Source organism: Pseudomonas sp. VI4.1, from assembly GCF_002029345.1.
Taxonomy (GTDB): Bacteria; Pseudomonadota; Gammaproteobacteria; order Pseudomonadales; family Pseudomonadaceae; genus Aquipseudomonas.
Genome location: NZ_MULM01000166.1, coordinates 35,430 through 60,308, shown reverse-complemented (window position 1 = coordinate 60,308; position 24,879 = coordinate 35,430). Strand labels below are relative to the sequence as shown.

Annotated in this window: 24 protein-coding genes and 1 pseudogene; 12 read left to right on the top strand and 13 right to left on the bottom strand. The window is 56.5% G+C overall.

What is annotated here, in order from left to right:
* Positions 1-130: 130 nt before the first annotated feature.
* From BZ163_RS20510 to BZ163_RS20500, 3 genes and pseudogenes are all read right to left on the bottom strand, one after another.
* Positions 131-1,424 (bottom strand): annotated as a pseudogene (locus BZ163_RS20510) (NAD(P)/FAD-dependent oxidoreductase).
* Positions 1,421-2,509, bottom strand: coding sequence for a polyamine ABC transporter substrate-binding protein (locus tag BZ163_RS20505; RefSeq protein ID WP_128872361.1), 1,089 nt, complete (start codon positions 2,507-2,509; stop codon positions 1,421-1,423). The pseudogene BZ163_RS20510 and the gene BZ163_RS20505 overlap by 4 nt, the downstream one beginning before the upstream one ends.
* Positions 2,510-2,679: 170 nt before the next feature.
* Entirely contained in the window at positions 2,680-4,038 is a 1,359-nt protein-coding gene (locus BZ163_RS20500) for a glutamine synthetase family protein (protein ID WP_128872360.1), read from the bottom strand.
* A 161-nt stretch (positions 4,039-4,199) separates the two neighbouring features.
* Here BZ163_RS20500 and BZ163_RS20495 point away from each other — a divergent pair, with 161 nt between their 5' ends.
* The 7 genes from BZ163_RS20495 to BZ163_RS35830 all read left to right on the top strand — a co-directional run bounded on the left by BZ163_RS20495 (position 4,200) and on the right by BZ163_RS35830 (position 10,465).
* On the top strand, positions 4,200-5,105 hold the full coding sequence (locus tag BZ163_RS20495) for a helix-turn-helix domain-containing protein (RefSeq protein WP_128872359.1): 906 nt from the start codon (positions 4,200-4,202) through the stop codon (positions 5,103-5,105).
* 129 nt (positions 5,106-5,234) lie between these two features.
* Positions 5,235-5,579, top strand: coding sequence for a transcriptional regulator (locus tag BZ163_RS20490; RefSeq protein WP_128872358.1), 345 nt, complete (start codon positions 5,235-5,237; stop codon positions 5,577-5,579).
* The gene (locus BZ163_RS20485; protein ID WP_128872357.1) at positions 5,579-6,793 is read left to right on the top strand and encodes a type II toxin-antitoxin system HipA family toxin; all 1,215 of its coding nucleotides are present in this window, start codon (positions 5,579-5,581) and stop codon (positions 6,791-6,793) included. The genes BZ163_RS20490 and BZ163_RS20485 overlap by 1 nt, the downstream gene beginning before the upstream one ends.
* A gap of 187 nt (positions 6,794-6,980) precedes the next feature.
* On the top strand, positions 6,981-7,502 hold the full coding sequence (locus BZ163_RS20480) for a cupin domain-containing protein (protein WP_128872356.1): 522 nt from the start codon (positions 6,981-6,983) through the stop codon (positions 7,500-7,502).
* A gap of 903 nt (positions 7,503-8,405) precedes the next feature.
* Entirely contained in the window at positions 8,406-8,750 is a 345-nt protein-coding gene (locus tag BZ163_RS35835) for a hypothetical protein (RefSeq protein ID WP_256579073.1), read from the top strand.
* A 219-nt stretch (positions 8,751-8,969) separates the two neighbouring features.
* Positions 8,970-9,137 carry a restriction endonuclease gene (locus BZ163_RS36540; protein WP_128872385.1) on the top strand — a complete coding sequence of 56 codons (168 nt, stop codon included), beginning with the start codon at positions 8,970-8,972 and terminating at the stop codon, positions 9,135-9,137.
* 599 nt (positions 9,138-9,736) lie between these two features.
* On the top strand, positions 9,737-10,465 hold the full coding sequence (locus BZ163_RS35830) for a hypothetical protein (protein WP_256579072.1): 729 nt from the start codon (positions 9,737-9,739) through the stop codon (positions 10,463-10,465).
* 448 nt (positions 10,466-10,913) lie between these two features.
* Here BZ163_RS35830 and BZ163_RS20455 read toward each other — a convergent pair whose 3' ends face one another.
* The 3 genes from BZ163_RS20455 to BZ163_RS20445 form a co-directional block, all read right to left on the bottom strand.
* Positions 10,914-11,312: a hypothetical protein gene (locus tag BZ163_RS20455; RefSeq protein WP_128872355.1), complete on the bottom strand. Its 399-nt coding sequence runs from the start codon at positions 11,310-11,312 to the stop codon at positions 10,914-10,916.
* A gap of 126 nt (positions 11,313-11,438) precedes the next feature.
* On the bottom strand, positions 11,439-11,981 hold the full coding sequence (locus tag BZ163_RS20450) for a hypothetical protein (RefSeq protein ID WP_128872354.1): 543 nt from the start codon (positions 11,979-11,981) through the stop codon (positions 11,439-11,441).
* A 273-nt stretch (positions 11,982-12,254) separates the two neighbouring features.
* A complete protein-coding gene (locus tag BZ163_RS20445; RefSeq protein ID WP_128872353.1) occupies positions 12,255-12,704 on the bottom strand; it encodes a MarR family winged helix-turn-helix transcriptional regulator in 450 nt (149 codons plus the stop codon).
* 27 nt (positions 12,705-12,731) lie between these two features.
* Here BZ163_RS20445 and BZ163_RS20440 point away from each other — a divergent pair, with 27 nt between their 5' ends.
* From BZ163_RS20440 to BZ163_RS20430, 3 genes are all read left to right on the top strand, one after another.
* Positions 12,732-13,034 (top strand): helix-turn-helix transcriptional regulator, encoded by a 303-nt coding sequence (locus tag BZ163_RS20440; RefSeq protein WP_128872352.1) that lies wholly within the window; start codon positions 12,732-12,734, stop codon positions 13,032-13,034.
* Between the two features lie 61 nt (positions 13,035-13,095).
* Positions 13,096-14,070 (top strand): zinc-dependent alcohol dehydrogenase family protein, encoded by a 975-nt coding sequence (locus BZ163_RS20435; protein ID WP_128872351.1) that lies wholly within the window; start codon positions 13,096-13,098, stop codon positions 14,068-14,070.
* A gap of 42 nt (positions 14,071-14,112) precedes the next feature.
* Positions 14,113-14,430: an antibiotic biosynthesis monooxygenase gene (locus tag BZ163_RS20430; RefSeq protein WP_128872350.1), complete on the top strand. Its 318-nt coding sequence runs from the start codon at positions 14,113-14,115 to the stop codon at positions 14,428-14,430.
* An 18-nt stretch (positions 14,431-14,448) separates the two neighbouring features.
* Here BZ163_RS20430 and BZ163_RS20425 read toward each other — a convergent pair whose 3' ends face one another.
* On the bottom strand, positions 14,449-15,363 hold the full coding sequence (locus tag BZ163_RS20425) for a LysR family transcriptional regulator (RefSeq protein WP_128872349.1): 915 nt from the start codon (positions 15,361-15,363) through the stop codon (positions 14,449-14,451).
* Positions 15,364-15,503: 140 nt separating this feature from the next.
* Between BZ163_RS20425 and BZ163_RS20420 the strand changes: the two genes are divergently transcribed.
* Positions 15,504-15,899, top strand: a complete 396-nt coding sequence (locus BZ163_RS20420; RefSeq protein WP_128872348.1) for a RidA family protein — start codon at positions 15,504-15,506, stop codon at positions 15,897-15,899.
* 114 nt (positions 15,900-16,013) lie between these two features.
* On the opposite strand, the gene BZ163_RS20415 is transcribed toward BZ163_RS20420, so the two are convergent.
* From BZ163_RS20415 to BZ163_RS20395, 5 genes are all read right to left on the bottom strand, one after another.
* Positions 16,014-16,793 (bottom strand): cytochrome c oxidase assembly protein, encoded by a 780-nt coding sequence (locus BZ163_RS20415; protein ID WP_168187389.1) that lies wholly within the window; start codon positions 16,791-16,793, stop codon positions 16,014-16,016.
* 57 nt (positions 16,794-16,850) lie between these two features.
* A complete protein-coding gene (locus BZ163_RS20410; RefSeq protein ID WP_128872346.1) occupies positions 16,851-18,827 on the bottom strand; it encodes a primary-amine oxidase in 1,977 nt (658 codons plus the stop codon).
* A gap of 175 nt (positions 18,828-19,002) precedes the next feature.
* Positions 19,003-20,409: an APC family permease gene (locus tag BZ163_RS20405; RefSeq protein WP_128872345.1), complete on the bottom strand. Its 1,407-nt coding sequence runs from the start codon at positions 20,407-20,409 to the stop codon at positions 19,003-19,005.
* A gap of 85 nt (positions 20,410-20,494) precedes the next feature.
* Complete coding sequence (ucpA, locus tag BZ163_RS20400; protein ID WP_128872344.1) at positions 20,495-21,289, bottom strand: SDR family oxidoreductase UcpA; 795 nt, start codon at positions 21,287-21,289, stop codon at positions 20,495-20,497.
* Positions 21,290-21,371: 82 nt separating this feature from the next.
* On the bottom strand, positions 21,372-22,412 hold the full coding sequence (locus BZ163_RS20395) for a helix-turn-helix domain-containing protein (RefSeq protein WP_128872343.1): 1,041 nt from the start codon (positions 22,410-22,412) through the stop codon (positions 21,372-21,374).
* 383 nt (positions 22,413-22,795) lie between these two features.
* Here BZ163_RS20395 and BZ163_RS20390 point away from each other — a divergent pair, with 383 nt between their 5' ends.
* On the top strand, positions 22,796-23,695 hold the full coding sequence (locus tag BZ163_RS20390; protein WP_128872342.1) for a LysR family transcriptional regulator: 900 nt from the start codon (positions 22,796-22,798) through the stop codon (positions 23,693-23,695).
* Positions 23,696-23,732: 37 nt separating this feature from the next.
* Here the strand turns inward: BZ163_RS20390 and BZ163_RS20385 are convergent, their stop codons facing one another.
* Positions 23,733-24,482: a glucose 1-dehydrogenase gene (locus tag BZ163_RS20385; RefSeq protein WP_128872341.1), complete on the bottom strand. Its 750-nt coding sequence runs from the start codon at positions 24,480-24,482 to the stop codon at positions 23,733-23,735.
* Positions 24,483-24,879 lie beyond the last annotated feature (397 nt).

The window sequence follows — 24,879 nt, the reverse complement described above, 5'->3', positions numbered from 1 at the left end:
TAATCAAGCCGCCAATAACCCCTGTAGGAGCCGGCTTGCCAGCGAAGGCGGCCTGGAGCCCTGCACCGCCCTTGAAAACGCCTTCGCCAGCAAGCGCTCCTACAGGAGGAATGCGGTGTTCATTCGAATGTCAGCCAAGCAATTCGCGCAGGCGATACCAGAACATCCCGAGGGCCAGCAGCGGCGAGCGCAGCATCGGCCCGCCAGGGAAGGTCATGTGCGGCACCGCGCTGAACACGTCGAACCCCTGGCTGTGTCCGGCATGGATCGCTTCGGCCAACAGCCTGGCGCACCAGTGGGTCACGTTCAGGCCATGGCCCGAGTAACCCTGGGCGTAAAACACGTTCGGATGCTGGCGCAAACGCCCGACCTGGGGGAAGCGGTTGGCGGTGATGCCAATCTTGCCGCCCCATTGATAGTCGATGCGCACGTCCGACAGTTGCGGGAACACCTTGAGCATTTGTGGACGCATATAGGCCGCGATGTCTACCGGATCGCGCCCGGAATAATGGCAGGCGCCGCCGAACAGCAAGCGTTTGTCCGCCGAGAGCCGGTAATAATCCAGGCCGACTTTCTGGTCGCACAACGCCAGGTTCTGCGGGATCAACCGCGCTGCAACCTCGGGAGCCAAAGGCTCGGTGGCGATGATGTAGCTGCCCGCCGGCAGCACTTTGCCACTGAGTTTCGGTTCCAGCTCTTCCAGGTGCGCATTGCACGCCAGCACCAGCGTGCCGGCGCGTACCGTGCCAGCGGCACAGCGCACCTGCACGGTGCTGCCATGAATCAACGCCAGCACCGGGCTTTGCTCGAAGATCTGCACGCCGAGGCTGTGCGCCAGTTGCGCTTCACCGAGGACCAGGTTGAGCGGGTGCAAGTGCCCCGAGCCCATGTCCACCAGACCGCCGGCGTACACCCCGGAGTCCACCACTTGCTGACGGATCTGCTCCGGCCCCACGAGGCGGGTCTGATGGGTGTATCCCGACTCTGCCAGGCTTTGTTGCTCTGCCTTGAACGCGGCGAACTGCGCCTTGGTATTGGCCAGTTCACAGAAGCCCCAGCGCAAGTCGCAGTCAATCTTGTGTTCGCGGATGCGGTTACCCACCAGTTCCACCGACTCGATCCCGGCGCGCTCGAGGTAACGCAGCGCCTTCTGCACCGACATGCCGGGCAAACCCGCTGACGTCATGGCCGACCCCGCGGATCAACTGACCGCCGTTGCGCCCGCTGGCGCCCCAGCCGATCCGCCGGGCTTCCAGCACAATCACCGAGAGCCCGCGCTGCGCCAGTTCGATGGCCGTGTTGACCCCGGTGAACCCGCCGCCGATCACGCACACATCGGCGACCAGATCCTGGTCCAGCGTGGGGTAGGGCGCCAGGCTGTTCGCGGTCGCCGCGTAATAGGACTGCGCATGTTGGTTGTTCATTGGCTGGACTTCACTTTGCTCCAGGAGCGGGTCATCAGGCGCATGATCGGCTGGGGCGGGGTGGTCGAGATGTAGAGCTTGTCGAGGACGGCCTGAGGCGGATACACCTCTGGATTATTCACCAGTTCGGCGTCCATGTACGGCTGGGAAGCCGGGTTCGGGTTGGCGTAACCGACCGAAGCGCTGACGTTGGCGATCACTTTTGGGTCGAGCAGGTTGTTGATGAACGCATGGGCTTCTTTCTGGTTGCCGGCATCGGCCGGAATCGCCAGCAAGTCGAACCACAGGTTGCTGCCCTCCTTGGGGATCGCGTAAGCGATGTTCACGCCGTTCTTGGCTTCCTTGGCCCGGTTGGCGGCCTGGAACACGTCGCCCGAGTAACCGAAGGCCACGCAAATATCGCCGTTGGCCAGGTCCGACACGTACTTGGAGGAATGGAAATAGGTGATGTAAGGGCGAATGGTCAGCAGCTTGGCTTCAGCCTTTTTGTAATCCTCAGGCTTTTCGCTACGTGGGTCCATGCCCATGTAATTGAGGACCGCGGGGAATACTTCATCCGCCGAGTCCATCATCGACACGCCGCACTGGCTGAGCTTCTTCAGGTTTTCCGGTTCGAAAAACACCGCCCAGGAGTCGATACGGTCAATGCCCAGCACCTGCTTGACCTTGTCGACGTTGTAGCCGATCCCGTTGGTGCCCCACAGGTAGGGCACCGAATGCTCGTTGCCCGGGTCGTTCTGCTCCAGCAACGTCAACAGTTTCGGGTCGAGATTCTTGAAGTTGGGCAACTGCGAGCGATCCAGCTTGAGGAAGGCACCGGCCTTCACCTGGCGGGCGAGGAAGTGGTTGGACGGCACCACCACGTCATACCCGGTGCGACCGGCGAGCAGTTTGCCCTCCAGGGTTTCGTTGGAATCGAATACGTCGTAGATCACCTTGATCCCGGTGTTGGCCTGGAAGTCGGCGAGGGTGGTCTCGCCGATGTAATCGGTCCAGTTGTAGACGCTGACGCTGGGCTGGGCATGAGCCACCGCGCTGAACATCATCGCCAGCGCGACCGGGACCACGGATTTCAATAGACGCATATATCGACACCTCTTGGAGTTATTGGATTTTTCAGGCGTTGGCATTCCCCTGTGGGAGCGGGCTTGCTCGCGAAAGCGGTATAACCGTCAACGATGATGTTGAACGTTACGCCCCCTTCGCGAGCAAGCCCGCTCCCACAGGGAGGGGTATGGTTCCAGGGAGCGAGGTCTCAGACGCTGAGCATCAGAAATTCCCGCTCCCAGGAACTGATCACCCGCTTGAAGTTCTCGTGCTCGGCGCGCTTGACCGCGACATACCCACGTACAAACTTGCTGCCCAGGTAGCGCCCGATGGTTGCGCATTCCTCCATCTGCGTCAGGGCGTCTTCGATGGTGATCGGCAGGCGCAGATTGCGCCGTTCGTAGGCACGGCCCTGGACCGCAGCGCTGGGTTCAATGCCTTCGACCATGCCGAGGTACCCGCACAACAAACTCGCCGCAATCGCCAGATAAGGGTTGGCATCGGCGCCCGGCAAGCGGTTCTCCACCCGCATCGAATCCGGCGTGGAGGTCGGTACGCGCAGGCCGACGGTGCGGTTTTCTTCGCCCCATTCGACGTTGACCGGGGCCGAAGTGTCCGGCAGGAACCGGCGGAAGGAGTTCACGTTGGGCGCGAACATCGGCAGCACTTTAGGGATGTACTTCTGCAGACCGCCGATATGGCGCAGGAACAGCTCGCTCATGCTGCCGTCGGCATTGGCAAAGATCGGTTGCCCGCTGGCGATATCGACCACGCTCTGGTGTATGTGCATGGCGCTGCCGGGCTCGTCGCCGATAGGCTTGGCCATGAAGGTCGCCGCTACATTGTGCTTGAGCGCTGCCTCACGCATGGTGCGTTTGAACACGGTGATCTGATCCGCCAGATCCAGTGCGTCGCCATGACGGAAGTTGATTTCCATCTGCGCCGGGCCGTCTTCGTGGATCAAGGTGTCGAGGTCCAGGCCCTGCAGTTCGCACCAGTCGTAGACGTCTTCGAACAGCGGATCGAATTCGTTGGCGGCGTCGATGGAAAACGACTGCCGGCCACTTTCCGCACGCCCCGAACGGCCCAGCGGCGCCTTGAGCGGCAAGTCCGGGTCTTCGCAGCGCTGGGTCAGGTAGAACTCCATTTCCGGCGCGACGATCGGCTTCCAGCCTTTGTCGGTGTACAGCTGCAACACTTTCTTCAACACGTTGCGCGGCGACAGTTCGATGGGGTTGCCGAACTTGTCGAACGTATCGTGGATCACGATCGCCGTCGGCTCGATGGCCCACGGGATCACGTAAACCGCGTCAGAAACCGGCTTGCACACCATGTCGATGTCGGCCGGATCGAGCAGGTCGTAGTAGATGTCATCGTCGACAAAGTCCCCGGTTACCGTTTGCAGCAGCACACTTTCCGGCAGGCGCATGCCTCGCTCATGCAGGAACTTGTTGGTCGGTGCGATTTTGCCGCGTGCAATGCCGGTCAGGTCGCTGACGACGCACTCGACTTCGGTAATCTTGTGATCTTTCAGCCAAGTGAACAGCTGATCGAAAGGGGCATTCATAAAGACCTCGTTATTGGTTTTGTAAACGCCGGGGAGGGTGGTTTCATCCACCACACACTTCCCCTGTGGCGCGTTGACGACTATCTTGGGCGAGCCTTGCAGTTCCATCTATCCACTTTCAGCAGCACCAAAGCGCACCAAACGAGTGCGTAAGGTCACCCATGACAGCGTGCAATCCGTTACAAGTCCAAGCCTTCAACACCGCCGACGTGGCCGAACAGATCCGCGCCACACCCGGTTGGGTCCAGCACTACCAGCAGATGTCCCCGGGACATTTCACCGGGCGCGTGCGCTATCTGGACCTGCAAGGCGTGGAGATCTACGAGGAACACATGAACACCCGGGTCGAGCAGAATTTCAGTGCGCCCAAGGGCTCGCTGGCATTCTGTTTCGATCGCAGCGACAACGCGCTGTATGTGTTGAATGAAGAGAGCCGCAACATCTGGATCACCCCGGAGAACTACCAGGAAATCGCCGTGGTGTTCGGCCCGGCGTTCGTTCAGCGTCACGGCCTGAATGTTGCCCGGCTCGAAGGGCTGTTCATGGCGCCGCTGAACTCGGGGCAGAACGCGCTGTTCAGCCGCTGGCTGAGCGGGACCCTGACCCGGCTGACACAGACACTCGATCCGCCGAGCAAGGAGGCATTGACCCAGCAGTTGCTGGAGGACTGCCTGTACATCCTCGACAACGCCTGCGTCTGCCTCGATCGCGGAGGCCTGCGGCGCCGCGCCGAAGAACGCGCAGTCATGAAGCGTATCGGTGAATGGGCCGCCGACGTTCCCGAAGAAACCCTCAACCTGCTGGAGCTTTCCCAGGTGGCCGGGGTGTCCCTGCGTCAGTTGCAGCAGGCGTTCAAGGCCTACACCGGCATGACGCCCACCCATTGGCTACGCTTGCGCCGGCTCAACAGCGCACACCGTGAACTGCTCAAGCGCTCGCCCATGGAGACCACGGTGGCCGAAGTAGCGATGCAGTGGTCGTTCTGGCATCTGGGCAGGTTTTCCAGCAGCTATCGGGCGTTGTTTCAAGAGTTGCCAAGTGAGACGCTCAAGCGTAGCTGCCGCTAAAATAAAGCTAACCAAGGTGAGCCTTATCCAAAATAATACTCACCGTGGTCGCTATTAATACCTGAGACTCAAACTTAATACGTGCTATGGTGAACCTTATGAAGGATAACGCTCATCATGGTGCGCATTATGAAAGACTTTTTCCCGGTTGCCTGTGCCGACACCCTCAGCAAAATCGGGCTTCTGGTCAAAGCCAGGCGCTTGACGTCGGGCATGCGCCAAGCGGATTTCAAGTCGACGCTCGGCATCTCCGAGCACACGCTGCGCAAAATCGAGAACGGCTCGGAATCCGTCGACCTGCGATCTTTTATGCTGGTCCTGTGGCGCCTTGGGCTCAACGAGTCGATTTTCGCCTCATTGGACGGGATCGAAACCACCTCGCAGATCACCCGGTATGTCACTGATGAGGACGCACACCAGAGCATTGCCTCCAAACGGGTGCGGTTGCGCAAATCCAAAGCGGAGGACTTCTGATGTCCCGTGCCTATATCTACATGGAGCATCCGGACAGCGGAGAGATCCTGACCCTTGGCAGACTGACCTTGCAGGGGCGGTTCGGCGAATTCATTTATGCGCCTGACTATGTAGAGCGTGGCACCTGGGTGCCCGACCCGATCAACTATCCGTTACGCGCAGAAGCCTATACCGGCATTGCCAAGAACCGAGGCATACCGGGCTTTATCAACGACGCCATGCCGGACGGTTGGGGAGAGCGCCTGCTCCAACGCGCCTTCGGCCAGGTGCTGGCACCCATCGAATTCTTGCTCAAGTCGCCGAACAACGACCGCGTCGGCAATCTCATGGCAGGGACTGCCACTGTTCCTGCCCATGGCCTGGGAGACAGTTCGGTCCCGACTTTAAAAGGTTTGGCCAAATTCATCGAAGCCTGCGAAGCGGTCTATGACGGACAACTGGATGAACAGTCTGTCGCGATGCTGAACATCCGCCAGCAACGCTCTTCGCTAGGCGGTGCGCGACCAAAACGAACACTGCAGGACCACGGGATGCTGATTCTGGCCAAGCCCCGAGACCGCTTTGACCAGTATGATTTCCCTGCCATCGAATATGCCTGCATGACCTTCGCCGCCTCCAAGGGTTTGAACGTGGCCAAGACCGCCTTGCATGCCGAAACGCCCTCGACGTTATTGATCGAACGCTTCGACCGCACCCCCTTGGCCGAAGGCGCCAGGCGCATCCCGATGCTCAGTGCACTGACCTTGCTCGATGCGGAATGGAACGAGCAATACCACCGTGACTGGCGCTACGCGGCGGTCGCCGATGAGATGCGCCGGCGCGGAGTGCCGGACGTGGACCTGCAAGAGCTGTTCAAACGCATGTGCTACAACGCCTTGGCGGGCAACAGCGACGACCACCCGCGCAACCACTCGATCATCTGGCTCGCAGGGCAGTGGCGCCTATCGCCGATGTACGACGTGCTGCCGATTGTCGATGAAGGTCCGGCCCAGACCCTGGCCATGGCAGTGGGCCGGGACGGCAATCAAATCAGCCGGGGCAATATGCTCAGTCATCACAGCCACTTTGCGCTGACCCGCGAACACGCCGAGCACTTGCTGGATGAAGTGATTGGCTGGGAGGAGGAACTGAAAGACTATTACGCCCTGTGGTTGCAAGGCGAAGAATTGCAGATGGCGCGCGCCGCGGTGAGTAGTGCGCGTATGCGTAAGTAGAAGTTCCGGGGCCTGGATCAGTCAGTCGATGCACTACATTCAACGTGAAACGAGTGCTCGGATTGGGTAGGGGAGTTGACTCTGATACAGGAGAATAAATGGGTGGATATATAACTCAACTAAATAGATGTTTAGTTTAATTATAATTACTGGTTATATTTCTGATCACTGAGAGGCGGCTTGTCCCATGGCGCAAAACAGACGCGACAACCAAAACCCCAACGCTCAAGCCGTGGTCGCCGCACTCAACCTGGAGCCCCACATGGAAGGTGGATTCTACCGCAGAACCTTCCAGACCGATCATTCGACACTCGAGACTGCTGCCGGTCAACGTTATTTGATGAGCTCCATCTATTATCTGCTGACCCGCGATGCGCCGATCGGACACTTTCATCTGAACCGGTCCGACATCGTGCATTTCTACCATCTGGGCGACGCGATTCAGTACAGCCTGATCTATCCGGACGGCACGTTGAAAACTGTGGTGATGGGCAGCGACATTATCGCAGGCGAATGTCTGCAGCTGCACGTGCCTGGCGGAATCTGGAAAGCTTCGCAGCTGCTGGATGGGCCGACGGGATACGGATTGATCAGTGAAGCGGTTTCACCAGGGTTTGATTATGCGGATATGGAGATGGGTAGTCGGCGCAAGCTTGGCGAACAGTTTCCGGAGCATTTGATGGTGTTCGAGAAGCTGGCACGTGATTGAGTGATTGAAGGTTTAGGGTTGAGGGTTGAGGGTTGAGGGTTGAGGGTTGAGGGTTGAGGGTTGAGGGTTGAGGGTTGAGGGTGAATCATCTCCTCGAAATGTGCGTGCAACCGGGCTGATCCTGAAATACAGCATTACGTGTAATGTATATTATGTTAAATCATGTACTAGTCATAGACGCTCATAAGCTGCCTAAGCCACTGAATCAACAAATCCGTTTCTGACGTCCACTCTCTCAACGGGCCATGTCCTTCGAGTTCATGGCAAGTCAATCAATGATGTGGCTGCCGATGAAACTGATTCAGAGCCGTTTCTCTTCAGGTCTGCGTGTGCAAGCTGAGACGTTGCCCATACTCGTTCCGTTCATCTACGAACAACTCAAACTCAGACACCTCGCATACGACACTGCCGCAGCGCACCTGCGCGCGATCCCCGCGCGATCGTCAACACTCAACCAACCTGGCTAACATCGAGGGGGTATTTGCAGATGTCGCCGACGTCATTTTAACGACGCTTTGAGCGTCATATCATCAATGTACGTCCCGACCACGCTCGTTACCGCAGTCTGACAGATACGATCATTCGCACACTGATTCGCCCGGGCGCTGCGGAGAATCCGTTTCTGGAACGATTGCAGTTACGCAATTGGCTAATGATTGAATTGCTGCTGGAGACCGGTATCGTCGCGGAGAGCTTCTGAAGCTCTACACCACGGATATCAATCAGGGATCTCAGCATGCCTATGTCAGCATCAATGATCGCGAACATGATCCCGGCGACCCGCGTGCTGAAGAGCCCGCGCTGAAAACGCATGTACGGACCGTTGGTATCTCAGCGCAGTTGTATGAGGTCTACGAGCGTTATATCCAAGGCTAGCGACGCCCTCTGCGTAATGGCAAACCAATGAAATTGCTGTACCGCTATCTGTTCATCTCTGACCGAGGCCGTCCGCTGTCGATCCGCGCGTTGTCGAACGTCCTTGATCGGCTGTTTCTGACCATTGAACTGGCTCATCCGGGGTTGTTGCCTACACTTTCCGCGCATGACTTTCGCCACACCTTTGCCGACCGGTTTTTGGCTTACTTGGTCGAGAAGCTTGGGTATGACCTCGAACAGGCCACGGACGAACTCCGACGAGTTTGCGGTTGGTCTGACACTTCGACGATGCCACGCCGTTATGCAAGTCGTTATCTAGCCGAGTCGGCCAACCTCCACAACGCCCAGCGTGCCTCGGCAGCCTGGAGCTGACTTGACAGTTAAGAAGGTTCGCCGTGACCAAATCAGCCGATCAAGAACAAGCTTCACCCTCCTCCTCTTTTCCGGCCTACGTGTTCGAGGGCCCGGCTCAGGTTGCGATTCGAACTCGCACTAATGACCAGCCAAGGTACGTCGATAATCGATTGAGCGTTTGGACGTGGTACGACGGCGGAACGGCTATGAAAATAGATTGGGCTTCGCTCCACCTGAATACTAAGCGGCGTTGTTCAAGCAGAGCGAGCTACGGCGGGCATACTTGTAACCACGTCGTCCTTCACTCGGGGAGCGCGAGAGCTTGAGAAGCAGCTGTCCCATCAGATTAGTTTAAAGGATTACATGGATATTCAAGATTGGCTCAAACACGCCTTACGGATCTGAGTGTAGAAGAACAAGCCTCAGGGCAATCGCTGAAATCTTGCGTTCTGACAGCTAAGGATTTTGGCCAAAGATGGGTACGAGAAACTCTGCCGTTTTCGCACAGCTACATCATGGGGTCACTTTACCCTGCACACTGCAGGTCGAGTCGTGAGGACGATGCTTCTGCCGGCTAGCGCCTGAGCAATTGATGCATACAATCAACCGTTGATTGTTGTCCGTCGTGTGCCGTCCATGGGTTTTGAGATAGGAGAGGTCTCAAACGGCTGGCAAGCCACGTCACAGCTGGCTGCGACAGCTTTAATTCTCAGAGTTCAAATGATACGTGTTACGCTCCTATGAGCTTTTCGTAAATTTTGTATTTTTCGAACCAGTGTCAAGCGTAGAAAAAATATTTGAAAAAGAAGTATTTTGCGAGCTGAATGCTTTAGCTTCCGGCCCCTAACTCGCGCTCCGTCGCTGTAACAGCCATAGGTACGCCCAAGGAAAGGATATGTATAGACCATGGATCAAGGGTGCAGGCATGGTTGCACAATGGGCTATGGGAGAGAGTGGAGCAGATAAACTGATCGGAGATAAATTAAAAGAAATGATTAAAGATAATGATTAATTCCGAGACAATAAAGACAGGTGGTTGGGCAGTTTTTTTTCTGCTGGCGTTATTCATGGCTTTTGGCACCCTCATGCTGGGCAATAATTGGTATGTTTACTTTTCTTTGTTGGCTTTCATGCTCTCATGGACATTGTATATAGTCTACATATGTGAGAGCTATATTACCTATATATGGTCGCTCTTGATCTCATGCGTCGGAGGATTTACATTGCCTGCGTGTGTTGTTGCATACGGTTTGGCTGCAGATGCGTCGTTCGATTTAAGTCTATACCGTTTTCTGATTGGTCTCGCGCCAGCTGCTCTAGTTGGTATTGTTTACATAGTGGTGACTAACACTAGGCCAGTATACCAACCCTTTGAATATAACGGAAATAGGATCCAGACTCGCCAAGACGTTAATTCGAAGCCGTCTATGAATTACAGTATTCCTCTGATTGGTGGGGTGACTACTCTTGCCGCTAGCATTTTTTTAAAATGGGCAGGAATGTTAACAGGCGCGCTCGTAGGTATGACAGTTATGACCGGTGGCAGCATCTTTATACTGCTCTACGGCCGTCATGTCCTCCGCGGTTTGCGAGCACTCCGTATTCAAGAGCGGAGCATGCCCGTCCCATATACCTTCATGCAGCTAGACGAAATTCGCGAAGCACGCAGCCGTTGGTGGCTTGGCAGGTTATTCAAATGGATAGCATCTTGGCGCAAGTCGTCGGGGGCTTGATTTACTGAAGAAATTACAGGCAGACCGTCCCTGACGATCTGTTAACAGCGAAGGAGTATTTGAAGCAATGGATCTTTCCTTTTTGTTTACAGCGCAAAATAGATGTCTTTTCTAGCTTACGATGGCTCTCTCAGGCGAACAGGCGTTATTGCGCGTCCCCAGTAAGCCGGCTAGTGTGCGCCTACCCTAGCCGATCACTTATTGCCGTTACCACTGAATCAATTTTTGAGGCGCGCCCAAATGCCATGCGCCTGAGGCGTTGCTTCTTCCTGTTTAATACCAGATTTGGCTTGGATACTCACCGATTCGGCTTACCGCTCATACCTCATCCCAAACCTGGAGTGCATATCACCAATCTCTGTCCTGGATTGCTGGCATGGCTGGGCCGCCTGTCCCACCCCAAATATTTTCACCACACCAGCACTGGAATCCCTACAGTGATGCACCTTTAATTAGCGGTAAATTTGTTGTTGGTTTTATTTGTCATGCTATCAACAAACCAAATTGTGCTGCCGTCACTCAGTACTTTATTGCATTCCTTACCGTATTTTTGGTAAGTAATGCAGATTATGTCCTCTGTGATAACCCAATTACCTGATTGCATGGGCTCGCTGGAAATCTGTATCTTTGCAGTTCCATCGGCGCTTAATGTTTCAGAAAAAGGATACCCGGTCGACGTTACGCTGGAGTGTTTTCGACCTATGACCGTTGAACTTATTTCGCTGCCACTTAGTTGTTTTGCGTTTGCAGGCGCATCGGCATGGGCGTCAATGGCAGCTTTGTTACCAGAAGATGAGCAACCAACCATACATAGCATGACCGCTGCGGAAAGGATCAGCTTATTCATAACCTTCACCTTTTTTATCGTGAAAAACAATATGATTGCAGGTCTGATACTAGTCAGGCGACAGGCCGACATTATAATAAATCACGATAACCTTAATAGCACCGCACGACTCAACCTAATTATGTTTTAACGCAGAGAATGGTTAGAGGCCTCCAGTCTGGAAGCCATTTTTTTAACCTCGTTGATATCGACAGGACTCAACGTGGTATAGGCGCTGCCGACGCGGAAAGTTGCGGGGACGCCCACCTTATAAAATTCGAGGCGTTTTTCATTACCTACTGCGAACCATCCATCGGAGAGCAACGCTTTCTCCAGAGCCTCCCGCTCTTCAGGTTCAAATTCCATGCGAATGGATCGGTAGGTCAGTTTCTCCAGTGCCACACCCGCGATCTTGCCGCCTCCCATAGGATCTGCTTCGCTGGAAAAGTTATCTGTGACATCCAGTGTTATTTCCGCGCTACTGGCCGTTGCGCCAAAAATGTCCATTGGCTTGTTGCGCGTGCAGGACAGGTAGTTAAAGAAATCAACGCACTCTGTGAATCCTAGCGATTTCCCCAGAGTTTGGGTACCGGGGACAAAGAGCCCCGAAACCTGGACGGTGGTCAGGCGTTCAGCAGATTGGACAGTACCTGCTACCAGTAGAAGAAAGATCGCTGCCAGCTTGTTCATAACACGACTCCCTCACATTTATTGAGTTTGAAATGAGTCATGGATCGCCTGCCCCGACCTCTAGTGCTCTACTCGCTTTACCGTGCTGGCAATTCCCTCACGAGGGGATGTTAGCTGTTGAAGTTACCTACCGGGGTTACGTGACACATTAGTTCAGAATCTTCACCGCCAACACGCAATACCTGGGTTTCCTGGATGCCGCCCTACCCCGACCGGAGAAACGCCGCCTGAGAAAGACGTGAGCGTGCAGGTACCAGACGAGCACAGTACCGTTCATTGTCCAGAGTCTCTCGAGGACCCGACCGCGTGGCGCGCTGAATCCTGTGGGAGCGATTTCATCGCTGGCGTTGGCGGGCAGTGTTCGTGCATCGGAATCATCTTGTACGCCCACACATTCCAAAGGTGTTCGAACTCGTCAGCAGCGGGCGCTGCGATCCTCTGATGGTAAGCCCCACCGTGGTCTCGCCCGCTGAGGCCACCGAAGCGCTGCTTCAACCGCTTGCCAAGTGCATCATGGTGCGAGAGCGCATCACCTGATTTCAGACCCGCTTCCGTGAGCGCCAGCAGCTTGAAACGACGGCGCTCCAGGGAGCGGCTGAAACACACCAGGTCCTGATCGATCAAGTGTTTGAGAGGTCGATGTAACGCTTGCTTGCTGATGCCTAATGTCATCGCCAGATCACCAACATTGATCTCATCTGCCGGGCGATGATGTATTGACATATCGATAAATCTCGATATCTTATGCTTATGGAATTGATCGAAATATTCAAAGCCCTCTCAAACCCTACACGCCTTCAAATTTTGAAAGGTTTGAAGGATCCCGCAAAGAACTTCCCTCCGCAGGATGAAGGTGACGTTCTCACGGTAGGGGTCTGCGTCAGTAGTATTCAAGAAGGTATCGGGCTGTCGCAGTCAACGGTGTCTGGTTACCTTGCCACTCTGCAACGAGTGGGCCTGGTCGAAGTCAGGCGCATCGGTCAGTGGACCTACTACAAGCGCAATGAAGCAACCATCAGTGCGCTTGCCGAGATCATAGGGAAAGATCTGTAATTTTTTACCGTATGATATCGAGATATCTCGATATCCCTTTTTATCGATACGAGGATTCACAATGAAAGCGATGATGCTTAGATCATTTGGCGGCCCGGAATCGTTCGAACTTTGCGAGGTGTCCAAGCCCGTGCCAGGTGCGGGACAAGTCCTGGTACGGGTACACGCAACCTCCATCAACCCCTTGGATTATCAGGTTCGACGTGGCGATTATGCCGACCTGGTGCCGCTGCCGGCGATTACCGGACACGACGTATCGGGCGTTGTCGAAGAAGTCGGGCCGGGTGTGACGGCTTTCGTTCCCGGCGACGAAGTCTGGTACACCCCGCAAATATTCGACGGCCCCGGAAGTTATGCCGAGTACCACGTTGCGGACGAAAGCATCATCGGGAAGAAGCCGCCATCACTGAGCCATCTCGAGGCGGCAAGCCTGACCCTGGTGGGCGGGACGGTGTGGGAAGCACTGACCGTGCGAGCGGCGCTCAGAGTGGGGGAAAGCATTCTGATCCACGGCGGCGCGGGAGGCGTAGGTCATGTAGCGATCCAGGTGGCAAAAGCCATCGGTGCGCGGGTCTTCACGACCGTGCGCAAAGCAAACTTTGAGTTCGCACGCAGCATGGGGGCCGATGTGGTCATCGATTACGAAAAAGAGGATTACGTCGACGCCATCAATCGGGAAACGGATGGCCGCGGAGTCGATGTGGTGTTCGACACCATCGGCGGCAACACGTTGGCGCGCAGCCCCGACGTGCTCGCGCAACTGGGCCGCGTGGTCTCGATTGTGGACATTGCCCAGCCACAGAACCTCGTTCAGGCCTGGGGCAAGAACGCGAGTTATCACTTTGTGTTCACCCGACAAAACCGCGGCAAGCTCGATGAGCTGAGCACATTGGTAGAGCGCGGTCAGCTACGCCCGCACGTTGGCGCGGTCTATTCGCTTGCCGACCTTGGACTCGCCCATGCGCGACTGGAAAGCCCCAACAACGGCCTTCAAGGAAAAATCGTGATTGCAGTCGAGTCATCGCTCATCCCGTAAGTACGCACTTTCTAACCGTTTGATTCATTTTCGAGGAATGTCATGATTTATGAAATCGCTCTGCTCCCGGTTCACAAAGAACGCATTGAAACGTTCCGAAGTGCATTTGACAAGGTCGCTCCTTTGCTCAGCCGCGCCAAAGGTTACGGCGGCCACCTGCTCGCGCAAGGGATCGAAAGCCCAGAGATGTTCAACCTGATAGTAAGGTGGCAATCACTCGAAGATCACACGCCGGGCTTCGAAGCGAGTGAAGACCATCGGCTGTTCATGATGGGCCTGGAGGAATATTTTTCCGACGAACCGAAGGTCTACCATATTGAGGGGGGCGCTTTTATAACTGACGAACACGTCCAGTCCTGAAACGGGTCTACAGCTGTTTCACCCAACCACCGGCGCATGCTCGGCCATCAATTCCATTACCCAGTCGATAAATACCCGCACCTTGGCGCTGACATGGCGATTCGGCGGGAATGCCAGATACATCGGCATTGGCGCCATGTGCCAGTCCTCAAACAGCGGCAGCAGCTCGCCGCTGAGCAGGTGCGGTTTGGCCATGTACTGCGGTAGCCAAAGCATGCCCAGACCCGCCAGGCCGGCGGCGAGGTACGCATTGCCGTCGTCGACCGTCAGTTGCGGGCGGCCCTGGGCCTCGATGCGCTCCTCGCCCCGCTGCATCGCGTAGGGCAAGGATTTGCCTGTACGAAACCAGAGGAAGCCAACGGTACTGTGCCTACCCTCCTCCAGCTCACGGGGGTGCGCCGGCGTACCGAAGCGCTGCAGATAGCCGGGCGCGGCATAGATGCCGAGGTTCAGATCGCCCACATGCCTTGCCACCAGGGACTGATCGGTGATCTCGCCGCCGCGCACCACGCAGTCGACGTTTTCGCCAATGATGTCGACGATGCGATCGCTCACGCCCAAGGTCAGCTGGATTTCCGGGTAGCGTGCAAAGAACCCCGGCAAGGCGGGTATCAGCAGCATTCGCGCCAGCGGACTGGGTACATCCACCCGCAGCCGCCCGCGCGGTGTCATCGACGCGCTGGACAAGCTGGTCTCGGCGTCGTCCATATCGACCAGTAGCCGGATGACGCGCTCATAGTAGGCCGCGCCATCGGCGGTGACGTTGACCTTGCGCGTGGTGCGGTTGAGCAGGCGCACGCGCAACCTCGCTTCCAGTTGCTGAACGAGCTGCGTCACGGTGGTCTTGCTCATGTGCAGGGTGGCTGCTGCCTTGGTGAAGCTGCCGGTTTCCACCACTCGGGCAAAGGCCTGCATTGCATCGAACCGGTCCATTTCACGCCTCACTCGGGTCTGGATAGTTTGGATTCTACAAACAGTCATGACCAGAGTTGCCTGTTTATTCCGGTGGGTCATCTTTTTACAGTGGCTCCACCGTAAACAGCGGGCCGCGATGGCCCCGAAGGAAGTATGCAATGACCAGCAAACGTGATGTCGTTTTCCCGCCTGACCGCCATGCACTGTACGAGCTCCACCGCTACTCGCCGGCGATTCGCTCCAACGGTTTTCTGTTCGTATCCGGTCAGGTCGGCAGCCGCAAGGATGGCTCGGCCGAGCCGGACCTCGCGGCACAGGTTCGCCTGGCCTTCGCCAACCTCAACGCGATCCTGGCCGAGGCCGGCGGTAGTTTCGAGGATGTGGTCGACACGACCATCTTCATGGTCGACCCCGACTCGACATTCGAAACTATCTGGGAAGTAGCGGCCGATTACTGGGGTGAAGCTCCCTTCCCGACGGTGACCGCTATCGGCGTGACCTGGCTGTCCGGCTTCGACTTCGAGATCAAGGTGATCGCCAAGCTCCCCCAATAGACTCGGTTCAGTCCTGCTTCGACCGCCAAAGGGAACCCGCTTGTTTTTTCTGGAGCGACCCTTGCTACCGAGCGTTCTCTGCCTGCTTTGCCGCGCGCAGAGACACTGGCGAAGCTAGGTCCCAGGCCGAACAGAAAGAGGATGCCGGTCACCCCGTGATCGGTGTAGCCCGTCAACTCCGTCATCTTTGCGCTGCATAAAGCGATCGGCCCACAGCAACAGCAGCGCTGACAGTCCCATCAGTGCGCCACCGATCGACTGGTCCAGTTGCGCGCTCATGCCGCCAGCCGTCATCTCCATCCCGTGCAGGTGCGCCATCGGTTGGACGGGCATTGGATACAGCGGCGGACTGAACAGCAGCATCAGCCCCACCAGCAGCTGCGGCAGCGCAACGGCAAGGCTGAACGACCACTGCTTGTACGAAGGGATATACGCGCGCTGGCAGTAGCGACCCATGACCCGACAGAGCCACAGCCCGCTTACCGCCATACCCCATTTCATCAGCGCATACAGCGTGGCATCGTCCATCAGTCTTTGATGCAGTTGTGGCAGCATCCATACACCACTCATTGCCCCGAAAGCCACGACCACCCACACTCGCACTCCCCGCCTCTCCTTCCCGATGCCCGCTTGGCTGACTGGCTCCCGAGCGCCTGCAAACAACAGAAGCAGGGGCGCCAGGTGATGAATCAACGCGCTTTGCAGGCAGTGCAACCACACGCTGTGACGCGCAGCCAGGTCCAGCGCTGGCTGCATCCCCAGAAAAAACACCAGCGCGGCTCCGCCCAGCAATAGAGGTTGACGGTTCCACCCCTTGGGTCCCCCGCTCACCCAGCAAACAAACACGGCCGTCGTCACCAACTCCAGCCAGGCCCAACCCGATAATTCAGACATGACAACACCCTCGGCCCAAGCGCCGGAGCACTTGGGCATTCATCGATTGAGGCCTGATCAGGCGTTGTGTTTGCAGCAACTGGCGGCCTGGCCGTCCTGGACACTGGCGTGGTCCCTGCTCGCCGGCAAATCCATGGCCGGGTTACCGTTGAAGAAGTTGTTGGGCTTGAGCTTGAAGCCGACATATTCCACAGGCATCACCGGAAAGTCCTCCGGCTTGCAGATGTGGGTGTGGCCGAAGGTGTGCCAGACCACCAGGTCCTGGTTGTCGATCTGGCGATTGTTTTGCGTGTACACCGGCAGTCCGTCACCCCGGTGCTGATTGGGGTAGTCGCCCGAGCCGTAACGCTCATTCGCGGCGTAAGGCGTCACCCACAAGTGCTTGCTGGCAAACCCGGCGCGGCGACCGAACGAGCTGTCTGGCTGGGCGAGCATGACCGGATTGTGCTCTGCCATCAGCTTGTAGCCCGGATGATTGCCTACGGCGTTCCTGACGTTCGGATTGATGATTTTCCAGAAACGTCCGGACTGGCCGTTGGCCTCCCGTGCCGCGTCCAGTTCATGGGTAAACGTGGTGGTGACACTGTCGAAGACGTTACCCCAGGTGTTGCCCTCACCTTGCGGGCGTGATTGGAAATTGGTTTCGGTAACGGAGTTGTATTCGCCATCTACCATCATGTGCAAGCGCGCACTGAAGAAATGCTGGTGAGTCGGGCCGTAGAACTCTGGGGTGACCATGCCGCCGCCACTGCCCGGGCGTTGACCGGGCGCCAGCGCAGCGGTCTGGATGATCCCGGTCAGCTTGGCTTCAAGCTCGATGGTGCCGTCCTGGTAGAGGTACCAGAAAAAGCCGTAGTCGTAGTTGGCCACGGTGCAGAAGAAGCTGATCACCAGACGCCGGGAGCGCCGCATCTCGAACACGCCGGTGCGAAACTCATAGTGCTTCCACAGTGTGCCGTAATCTTCCTCATGCATGCAGATGGCGTTCTTCATCACAAAGGGTTCGCCTTGGTCGTTCACCGAGGGCACATCGAAGTAGCGGATCGCGCCCAGGCAGTCACAGCCCAGCTCCAGTTGGTTGGCCAGCCGACCGAGCCCGTATTCGCCACCGTCGAAGGCGCATTTCCAGTAATGATTCAGCTCGTTGTCCGAATAGGGCACGCCCATGTCGGTGACACTGGCGCGATACAGGATCGGCCGAACCACCTCGCCGTCCTTGTAGCCCAATTGATGCAGGACCAACCCTTCGCGGGGGGTGAACCCGACGCGAAACTCCCAGTTCTGCCAACTGACCTTCCAGTCGTCCACGGTGAAACTCACGCCTTCGGGCTGGGTGATGTGCAAAGGCTTGAGCCCCTCGCGCGGTTGGCCGAGGGAGGCGGAGTCGTAGTTGATCGTGGCTTTGGGGATCGGCGTCAGGCGACCGTCATCGAGCAGCTCGATAACCTTTCCGGCATTCAAGTCAATGATCGCAACCAACCCTTCGATCGGGTGGGCGTAGCCATTGTCGGTGAGCTTGTCGCGGTAAAAGGCGACACCGCGCATCAGGCGCTTGCCTCGATAGCGTTCATCGTCGCCGAAATGGCCGAATGACCACGGATCGATTTGCACATTTTCAATATCGGCATCGGTCAGGCCACGACGTTTGACCGCGGCGCGCCAGGCCGGATCTTTTTGCACGGCCTCCACGCACAAGTCGAACTCCTCGATCATGATGGGGGCATGCCCTTGGGTGTCGAGGTCGAGCGGCTGCCAGCTGACCAGGGTCTGGCTGTTGAGATCGACCAGCGCCTCGAATGTATGCCCGGTCAACTTATCCAGGACCAGTGCAAACGCGCGCCGGGGAATGGGTTGGCCCGGGACATGGGCCAGCACTTGGTGTTTATCTGGCTCAGCCAGATGCAAATAGGGAAAGCGACATTTATCGCCAAGGTTCTTTTCCCGCTTGAGAATACTACTCGCCAGAGCAAGTTCCTGGAGTGACAGTGGATCAAGGGGGTGTGATGCGCTCGTCAAATTTAAATTCACGGTCATGTTTCGTACTCTTCCAGTCAAATGGGTTGTTCTCTTAAACAGCGTGCGCACTCTGATAACTGCGGTAATGACGACACATGGAGGCTACGGCCAACGTGTGCAGGCGCATTAACACAAACAGGCAGAAACGTAGGTGGCGAAACCCTGGTGTTACAACGTCCGACAGACGTTTGTATCAAACAGGTTTTGAATGGCCTTTGATCAGGCCGTAGAAGAACAGCACCAGCAGAAGAATTGGCGTGCCATTCACCCACACCGATTCACTTGCGGTCAGCAGGCCGTAGTTTGCGCAGATCAGGTAGACCGCTACGCTCAGCCCGCCTAACGCAAAGAGCGGGCTGATCAATATTCTGAAATAGCGCCGATCACTGACTTTCTTGAAGTGGGCAATGACCGCCAGCGAAACAAACGCCTGGAGTCCAATCAAACCAATCGTTCCCAGTGCCAGGGTGACCGGAAAAAGAAACACGAACGGGTCATAACCCAATGACGCTGGAACGGCGATACAGATCGAAACCAATACGGTGACGAACAGACTCGCGTTGGCTGGAGATTTTTTTTGCAGATGGGTGTTCGCCAGAACGCTTGGTAGATGTTTGTCCCGGGCCAGTACATGCACGTAACGAGTGGCGGCGTTATGCAGTGACAACAGGCAGGCAAAGTTGCTGGTACACAACATGATCGAGACAATGGTTGCAACCGTCCCGCCCAGATGCCTGGAGAACAAGTTGATTACCAGTTCGCCCTGAGCTGTTGCGGCCTCCTCCTTGATCGTGTCGACACCAATATCGCCCACGACTAACCAGATCACCACAAAGTAGGTCGCGGCGACCAACGCCACGGCGAGTCGAGTGGCGCCCGGAATGGATTTTTCCGGGCGCCGGGCTTCCATTGCGTAGAGCGCAGCAGACTCGACACCCAGGAACGCGGCCAATGCGATCATCAAGCCGACGCCCATTCCCGGGGCTGTTATGGCACTGACCGAAATTGCCTGCAACGGCAGCGCGGCGTTGCCCTTATCCATGACAATGGACAAGCCCAGGACAAACAGCATGAAGAACTCTGCCAGCACCAGCGGCACCAGAACCTTGGCGGCAAAATCGATGTTGGCCCGGCCTAAATACGCCGTCAGCGCGATAACCAATACCGTCCAGGTTTTCCAGCCCCAATTGATGCCCAGGGACTGCAGGGTCAAATCAGTGAAATAGCCGGTGACGGTCGCCAGAGAGATCGCTATCGCCAGGTAAGATGCCAGCGCCACCCACGCCGCGCCGGCGCCCACTCTTGCGCCAAAGACCACCGACAGATATTTGTAAAAAGCACCCGCACCGGGAATCGCACGAATAAGTTCACCATAGCCAACCGAAAAACACAGCATCATCAAGCCCGCCACCAGGAACGCGCCCGCGAGCCCGGGCCCGTTGCCGACCATGAAGCCGATAGGCGCCGCACTCACCACCGCCCCTAAAGGCGCTGCGGCTGCGATCACCAACAAGGTGATTTGAAAAATACCCAGATTACCGCGCAGCGCCACGGAAGTTGGAGGCTCGGTGTTACTCAGTGCGCCAGTTAACTCTGTCATGACAGATGCTCCACGCTATTTATTGTTATGGATCAAACGGACCGGATCGAATGAAAGAGCGTCCTTGCCAAGTAATGAACGCCGGTCAAATACCGACGCTGACGGTTTCGGTAATGCTGCTGGCACCGTCGATCACAATTTGCGCGCCATTGATGTAACTGGACTCTTCGGACGCCAGGAATGCCGACAGCTCACCGATTTCATCCGGCCTGGCCAGGCGTTTCATGGGAATCGCCTTGGCCAGTTCAACCAGCACCGACTCGGGATCGTCCGGGTTGACCTGGCGTGCGACCTGATCGGCCATCGGCGTCAGCACAAAACCCGGGCAGATGGCATTCACTCGAATGTTGTAGGGCGCCATTTCGACCGCCAGCGCTTTGGTGAAACCGATCAGGGCCGATTTCGACAGCGCGTAAGCCACTTCACCCGGGTCTGCGGTCATGTCGCCGGTGATGGAGGACATGACCACCACGGCGCCGCCGCCGGACTCGATCATGTGCGGGAGAACCGCACGGGCGGTATGCCAAGCGCCCTTGATGTTGACGTTGATGTGCAGATCAAGCTCGGCATCGCTGGAGTCAAGAAACCGGGCGAAACGACACACACCGGCGTTGCAGACCAGCGCGTTCAACTTGCCGAAGCGTTGCATGCCCTTGTCGGCAATCAGCCGCATGGCTTGCGGATCGGTGACATCACAGACCTGAGCGAGCACTTCCACGCCATATTGCTTTTGAATATCCGCGGCAACTTCGTGAACTGACTCATCCAGATCAACCAGGATCAAGTTAGCGCCGTACTTTGCATAGATAGTGGCATGTGACTTACCCATGCCTTTCGAGGCGCCCGTAATCAAGGCTACCCTTCCCGTCAACTTGCTCATGGTGTTCTCCGGTTTTTTGGGCAAACGTAGCCCTTCACACGCCCGGGCTATATGTCCTGGCCTGTTGTTTACAGCTGATGTGTTAAATGACTGGCGTCGAACGATAGACTTTCAGCGTTTCCGAAGGTCGTTCGCCAAACAGGTGTTTGTAGTAGACGCTGAACATGCCCATGTGCCAGAAACCCCACTTGGACGCGACGTCACTGACCAGGGTCGATTTATCGCTGGCAATAAGGTCTGCCCGGACGCCGTTCAGTCGCACATAACGCAGATACGTCACCGGGCTGATACCCAGCACTTTGTTGAATGCGTAATGCAGCGAACGATGGCTGGTGCGCAGGCCTTCACACAAATCGGTGACCGTTAACGCTTCACTTTTTCTTGAAAGAATATAATCACGCGCACTGTCGACAACATGTCGGTGAATGAATTGCTCTGAGTAAATGTTCTTCGACAGCGGCAAGTCCGCAGTCATGCTCAATAGCAGGTGCATGATATCGAACGTCAGTTGTTTCCTCGCGGAGGCGGACTGAAGAATAAGCGGGTTGGACTCGACAGCACGGAAGAAGCTATCAAAGCCAAGTCTGAACGCAGCGCACTTCTGTGGTGCCAGCACACTGACTTCTTTGGTTCTGCCGATGACACGTCTGTCCTCAAATTCATCATTCAAAGAGTATTGACTGAACGCCTCGACATCAACGGAGGCGCCATAGATATCCGAGTAACCAGGGGTTTTGAACTTAAGTTCGGAGTCCGGACGAAGAAAGAACACGGAATCAATGCACTCAAGCTCTTTGCCACACCAAAAACCCCGGCCGCGCAGCGCAACTGGAATGCCCAAGGCAAACTTGCCCGGCAAGGTCTGCCCCTGCTGATCAACTGATTGATTGATCACTTCGCGAAAGATCTGCACCACTCCGACGGAAATTTCGCTGACCGAGCCGGCGAACGGCCCCGGGCTGATTTGCAAGTAGTCCTGCTGCCACTCCGGTAACGATTTCGCCAATACATTCGCATCGGTGACGGAAATGCACTGCAAGCCTGCTTTGGCAGCCGAAAGCGGGATACCACCGGGGTGGCTTGCCACTTGATGAGATTTTTGCTGGATCGATTGCGATCTCATGCCATATCTCCTGGGCGCGTCTCTGTTCTTTTTATCATTCGAAGTGCGCTGTTCAGCGCCTGTCGAGCCTGTACCCCGCGTCCTTCGCTCAATGGCTACGGTTTCAATCTACACGATACGAGCCGGACCTGGGGGCGGGGGCCCGAGATTGCGCATTTATTTGATAGCTGGTCGCCGTGGGGACCAAACCAAGCCCTGTGCCGCCCCTAAGAGCTTCCGGACGATCTTTTTGGGATCTGCAGAACCCTGCGAATTTACCGCGCTTAGCTTCGAAATCACTCGCCAGTCGGCGATTAATCTCACGCTCAGGACATGTGCATACGGTTATCAGCCCGTAACCCATTACACTGCGGCGGAACTCACCCCCATGGAGAGCACGCGACATGAATCAACTTTTAGCCATTCGTGTGTTTGCCCGAGTCGTGGAAGCCGGGTCATTTGTGAAGGCTGCGGACTCTATGGATATGCCTAAGGCGACCGTCAGCAAGCTGATCCAGGACCTGGAAAGTTTTCTGCGAGTACGCCTGCTCCAGCGCACGACGCGAAGTGTGACGGTCACCGCAGAGGGGGTGAAATACTACGAACTGACCGCAAGGGTCATTCTGGATCTGGAGGAGATCAATGCCGGTTTTCAAGGCGCGCAGTTCAATCCTCGCGGCAAAATCCATGTCAATGTCGGTGGTTCCGTGGCGACCGCGCTCATCATTCCCGCCCTGCCTGAGTTCTATGCACGGTTTCCCGACATCAAGATTGACCTGGGCGTGAGCGATCGGACTGTCGACCTGATCAGCGACAACGTCGACTGTGTCATTCGCGGCGGTCCCATCGCGCAGCAGTCATTGGCGACAAGACTCTTGGGCAAGGCCTCCTGTACCACCTGCGCAAGTCCTGCGTATCTGCAACGATTCGGTTTACCCGGTCATCCACAGGAGCTGGAAAATGTGCATCGCATTGTCAGCTATCACTCGGCCCGAACCAATCGGCTGATCCCGGCAGCCTTTCAGCGCGGCGACGAGAAAGTCGAGGTGATCGGTAACAGTGTATTGAGCGTCAATGAAAGCAACGCGCACATTGCTGCCGGGTTGGCGGGTCTGGGTGTGATCCATACGTTCACCTATGCCGTGCAGCCCTACATCGAGACCGGGGCGTTGGTGCCCATCCTGCAAGACTGGCGTCCAGCCCCCTACCCCTTTCATGTGGCTTACCCACCCAACCGCCATCTCAACAATCGGGTTCGTGTGTTCATCGATTGGCTGGTGGAGCATTTTTCCACATTGAAGTGATGTTCCCATACCGGCGCCCCGACTCACTTCATCGACATCAGATTTGCGCGGCACCACCGTCAACGAACAGTTCGATGCCATTGATGAAACTGCTGTCATCCGACGCCAGGAACAACACAGCCTTGGCGACCTCTCGTGGATCACCCATTCGCCCCATCGGCACCAGGCTGGCCAGATGAGCGTGCAGGCCATCGAGTTGTTCGGCTGGCACCATGCCTGCCACACCCGGCGTGGCGACCGGGCCAGGACTGATGGCGTTGACACGAATGTTGCGCGGCTTTAGATCCAGCAACCAGGAGCGGGCAAAGTTACGCACAGCGGCCTTGCTGGCACTGTAGACGCTGAAGTTTTCGGTGCCTTTTGTGGCGGTGGTGGACGCATTCAAGATCACCGAACCGCCATTTTTCAGGAGCGGCAGCGCCTTCTGAACGGTGAACAGCAGGCCTTTCACGTTGATGCCGAAAATGTGCTCGAAATGCTCTTCAGTGATCTCGCCCAGCGGCGCCATGTCGCCAACGCCCGCGTTGGCAAACACAATATCGAGATGTCCAGCCTGTGCCGCGATCAGCGAGAACACATGGTCCAGATCAGTCAGGTTGGCCACATCGCCCTTGATCCCGACCGCCTTATCACCGATCAGCGCGACCGCTGCCTCCAGTTCAGCCTGACGGCGCCCGGTGATGAACACCGTTGCGCCCTGTGCGGCAAACTCCTGGGCCGAAGCCAGACCAATGCCGGTGGAGCCGCCGGTGACCAATGCAACTTTACCTGCCAATTTATTGCTCAACGTTGAATCTCCGATTGACTTCGTAGTGGGTTTTTCAGCTCGGCGTTTCAAACCGGCAAACTCACTCTAAGCCGTCGGATTACTGAGAGAAACGGGGAAATCCAATTTGTGTATCCATGTCTGTGGTTAATGAAAATCCGCGAAATGATGAGTGATAACGGCCGGCAGAAAGTGCTGGCGTGCATCACTCCCCCCATGCCGGCAGCGTTTTCCTCCAAAGGCTTCCCCCAGCTTCCCACCCTCCTCGGCTGCCGTTTACACAAAAACATACGGCTTGCATGCAACTTGACATACGGCGCGTATGCAAAATAACATGAACACATACGTAGCGTATGAACTACCAACAGCAATGGACAGACCCATCTCCGTCAACAACGCCAACAATGCCAAGCAATCA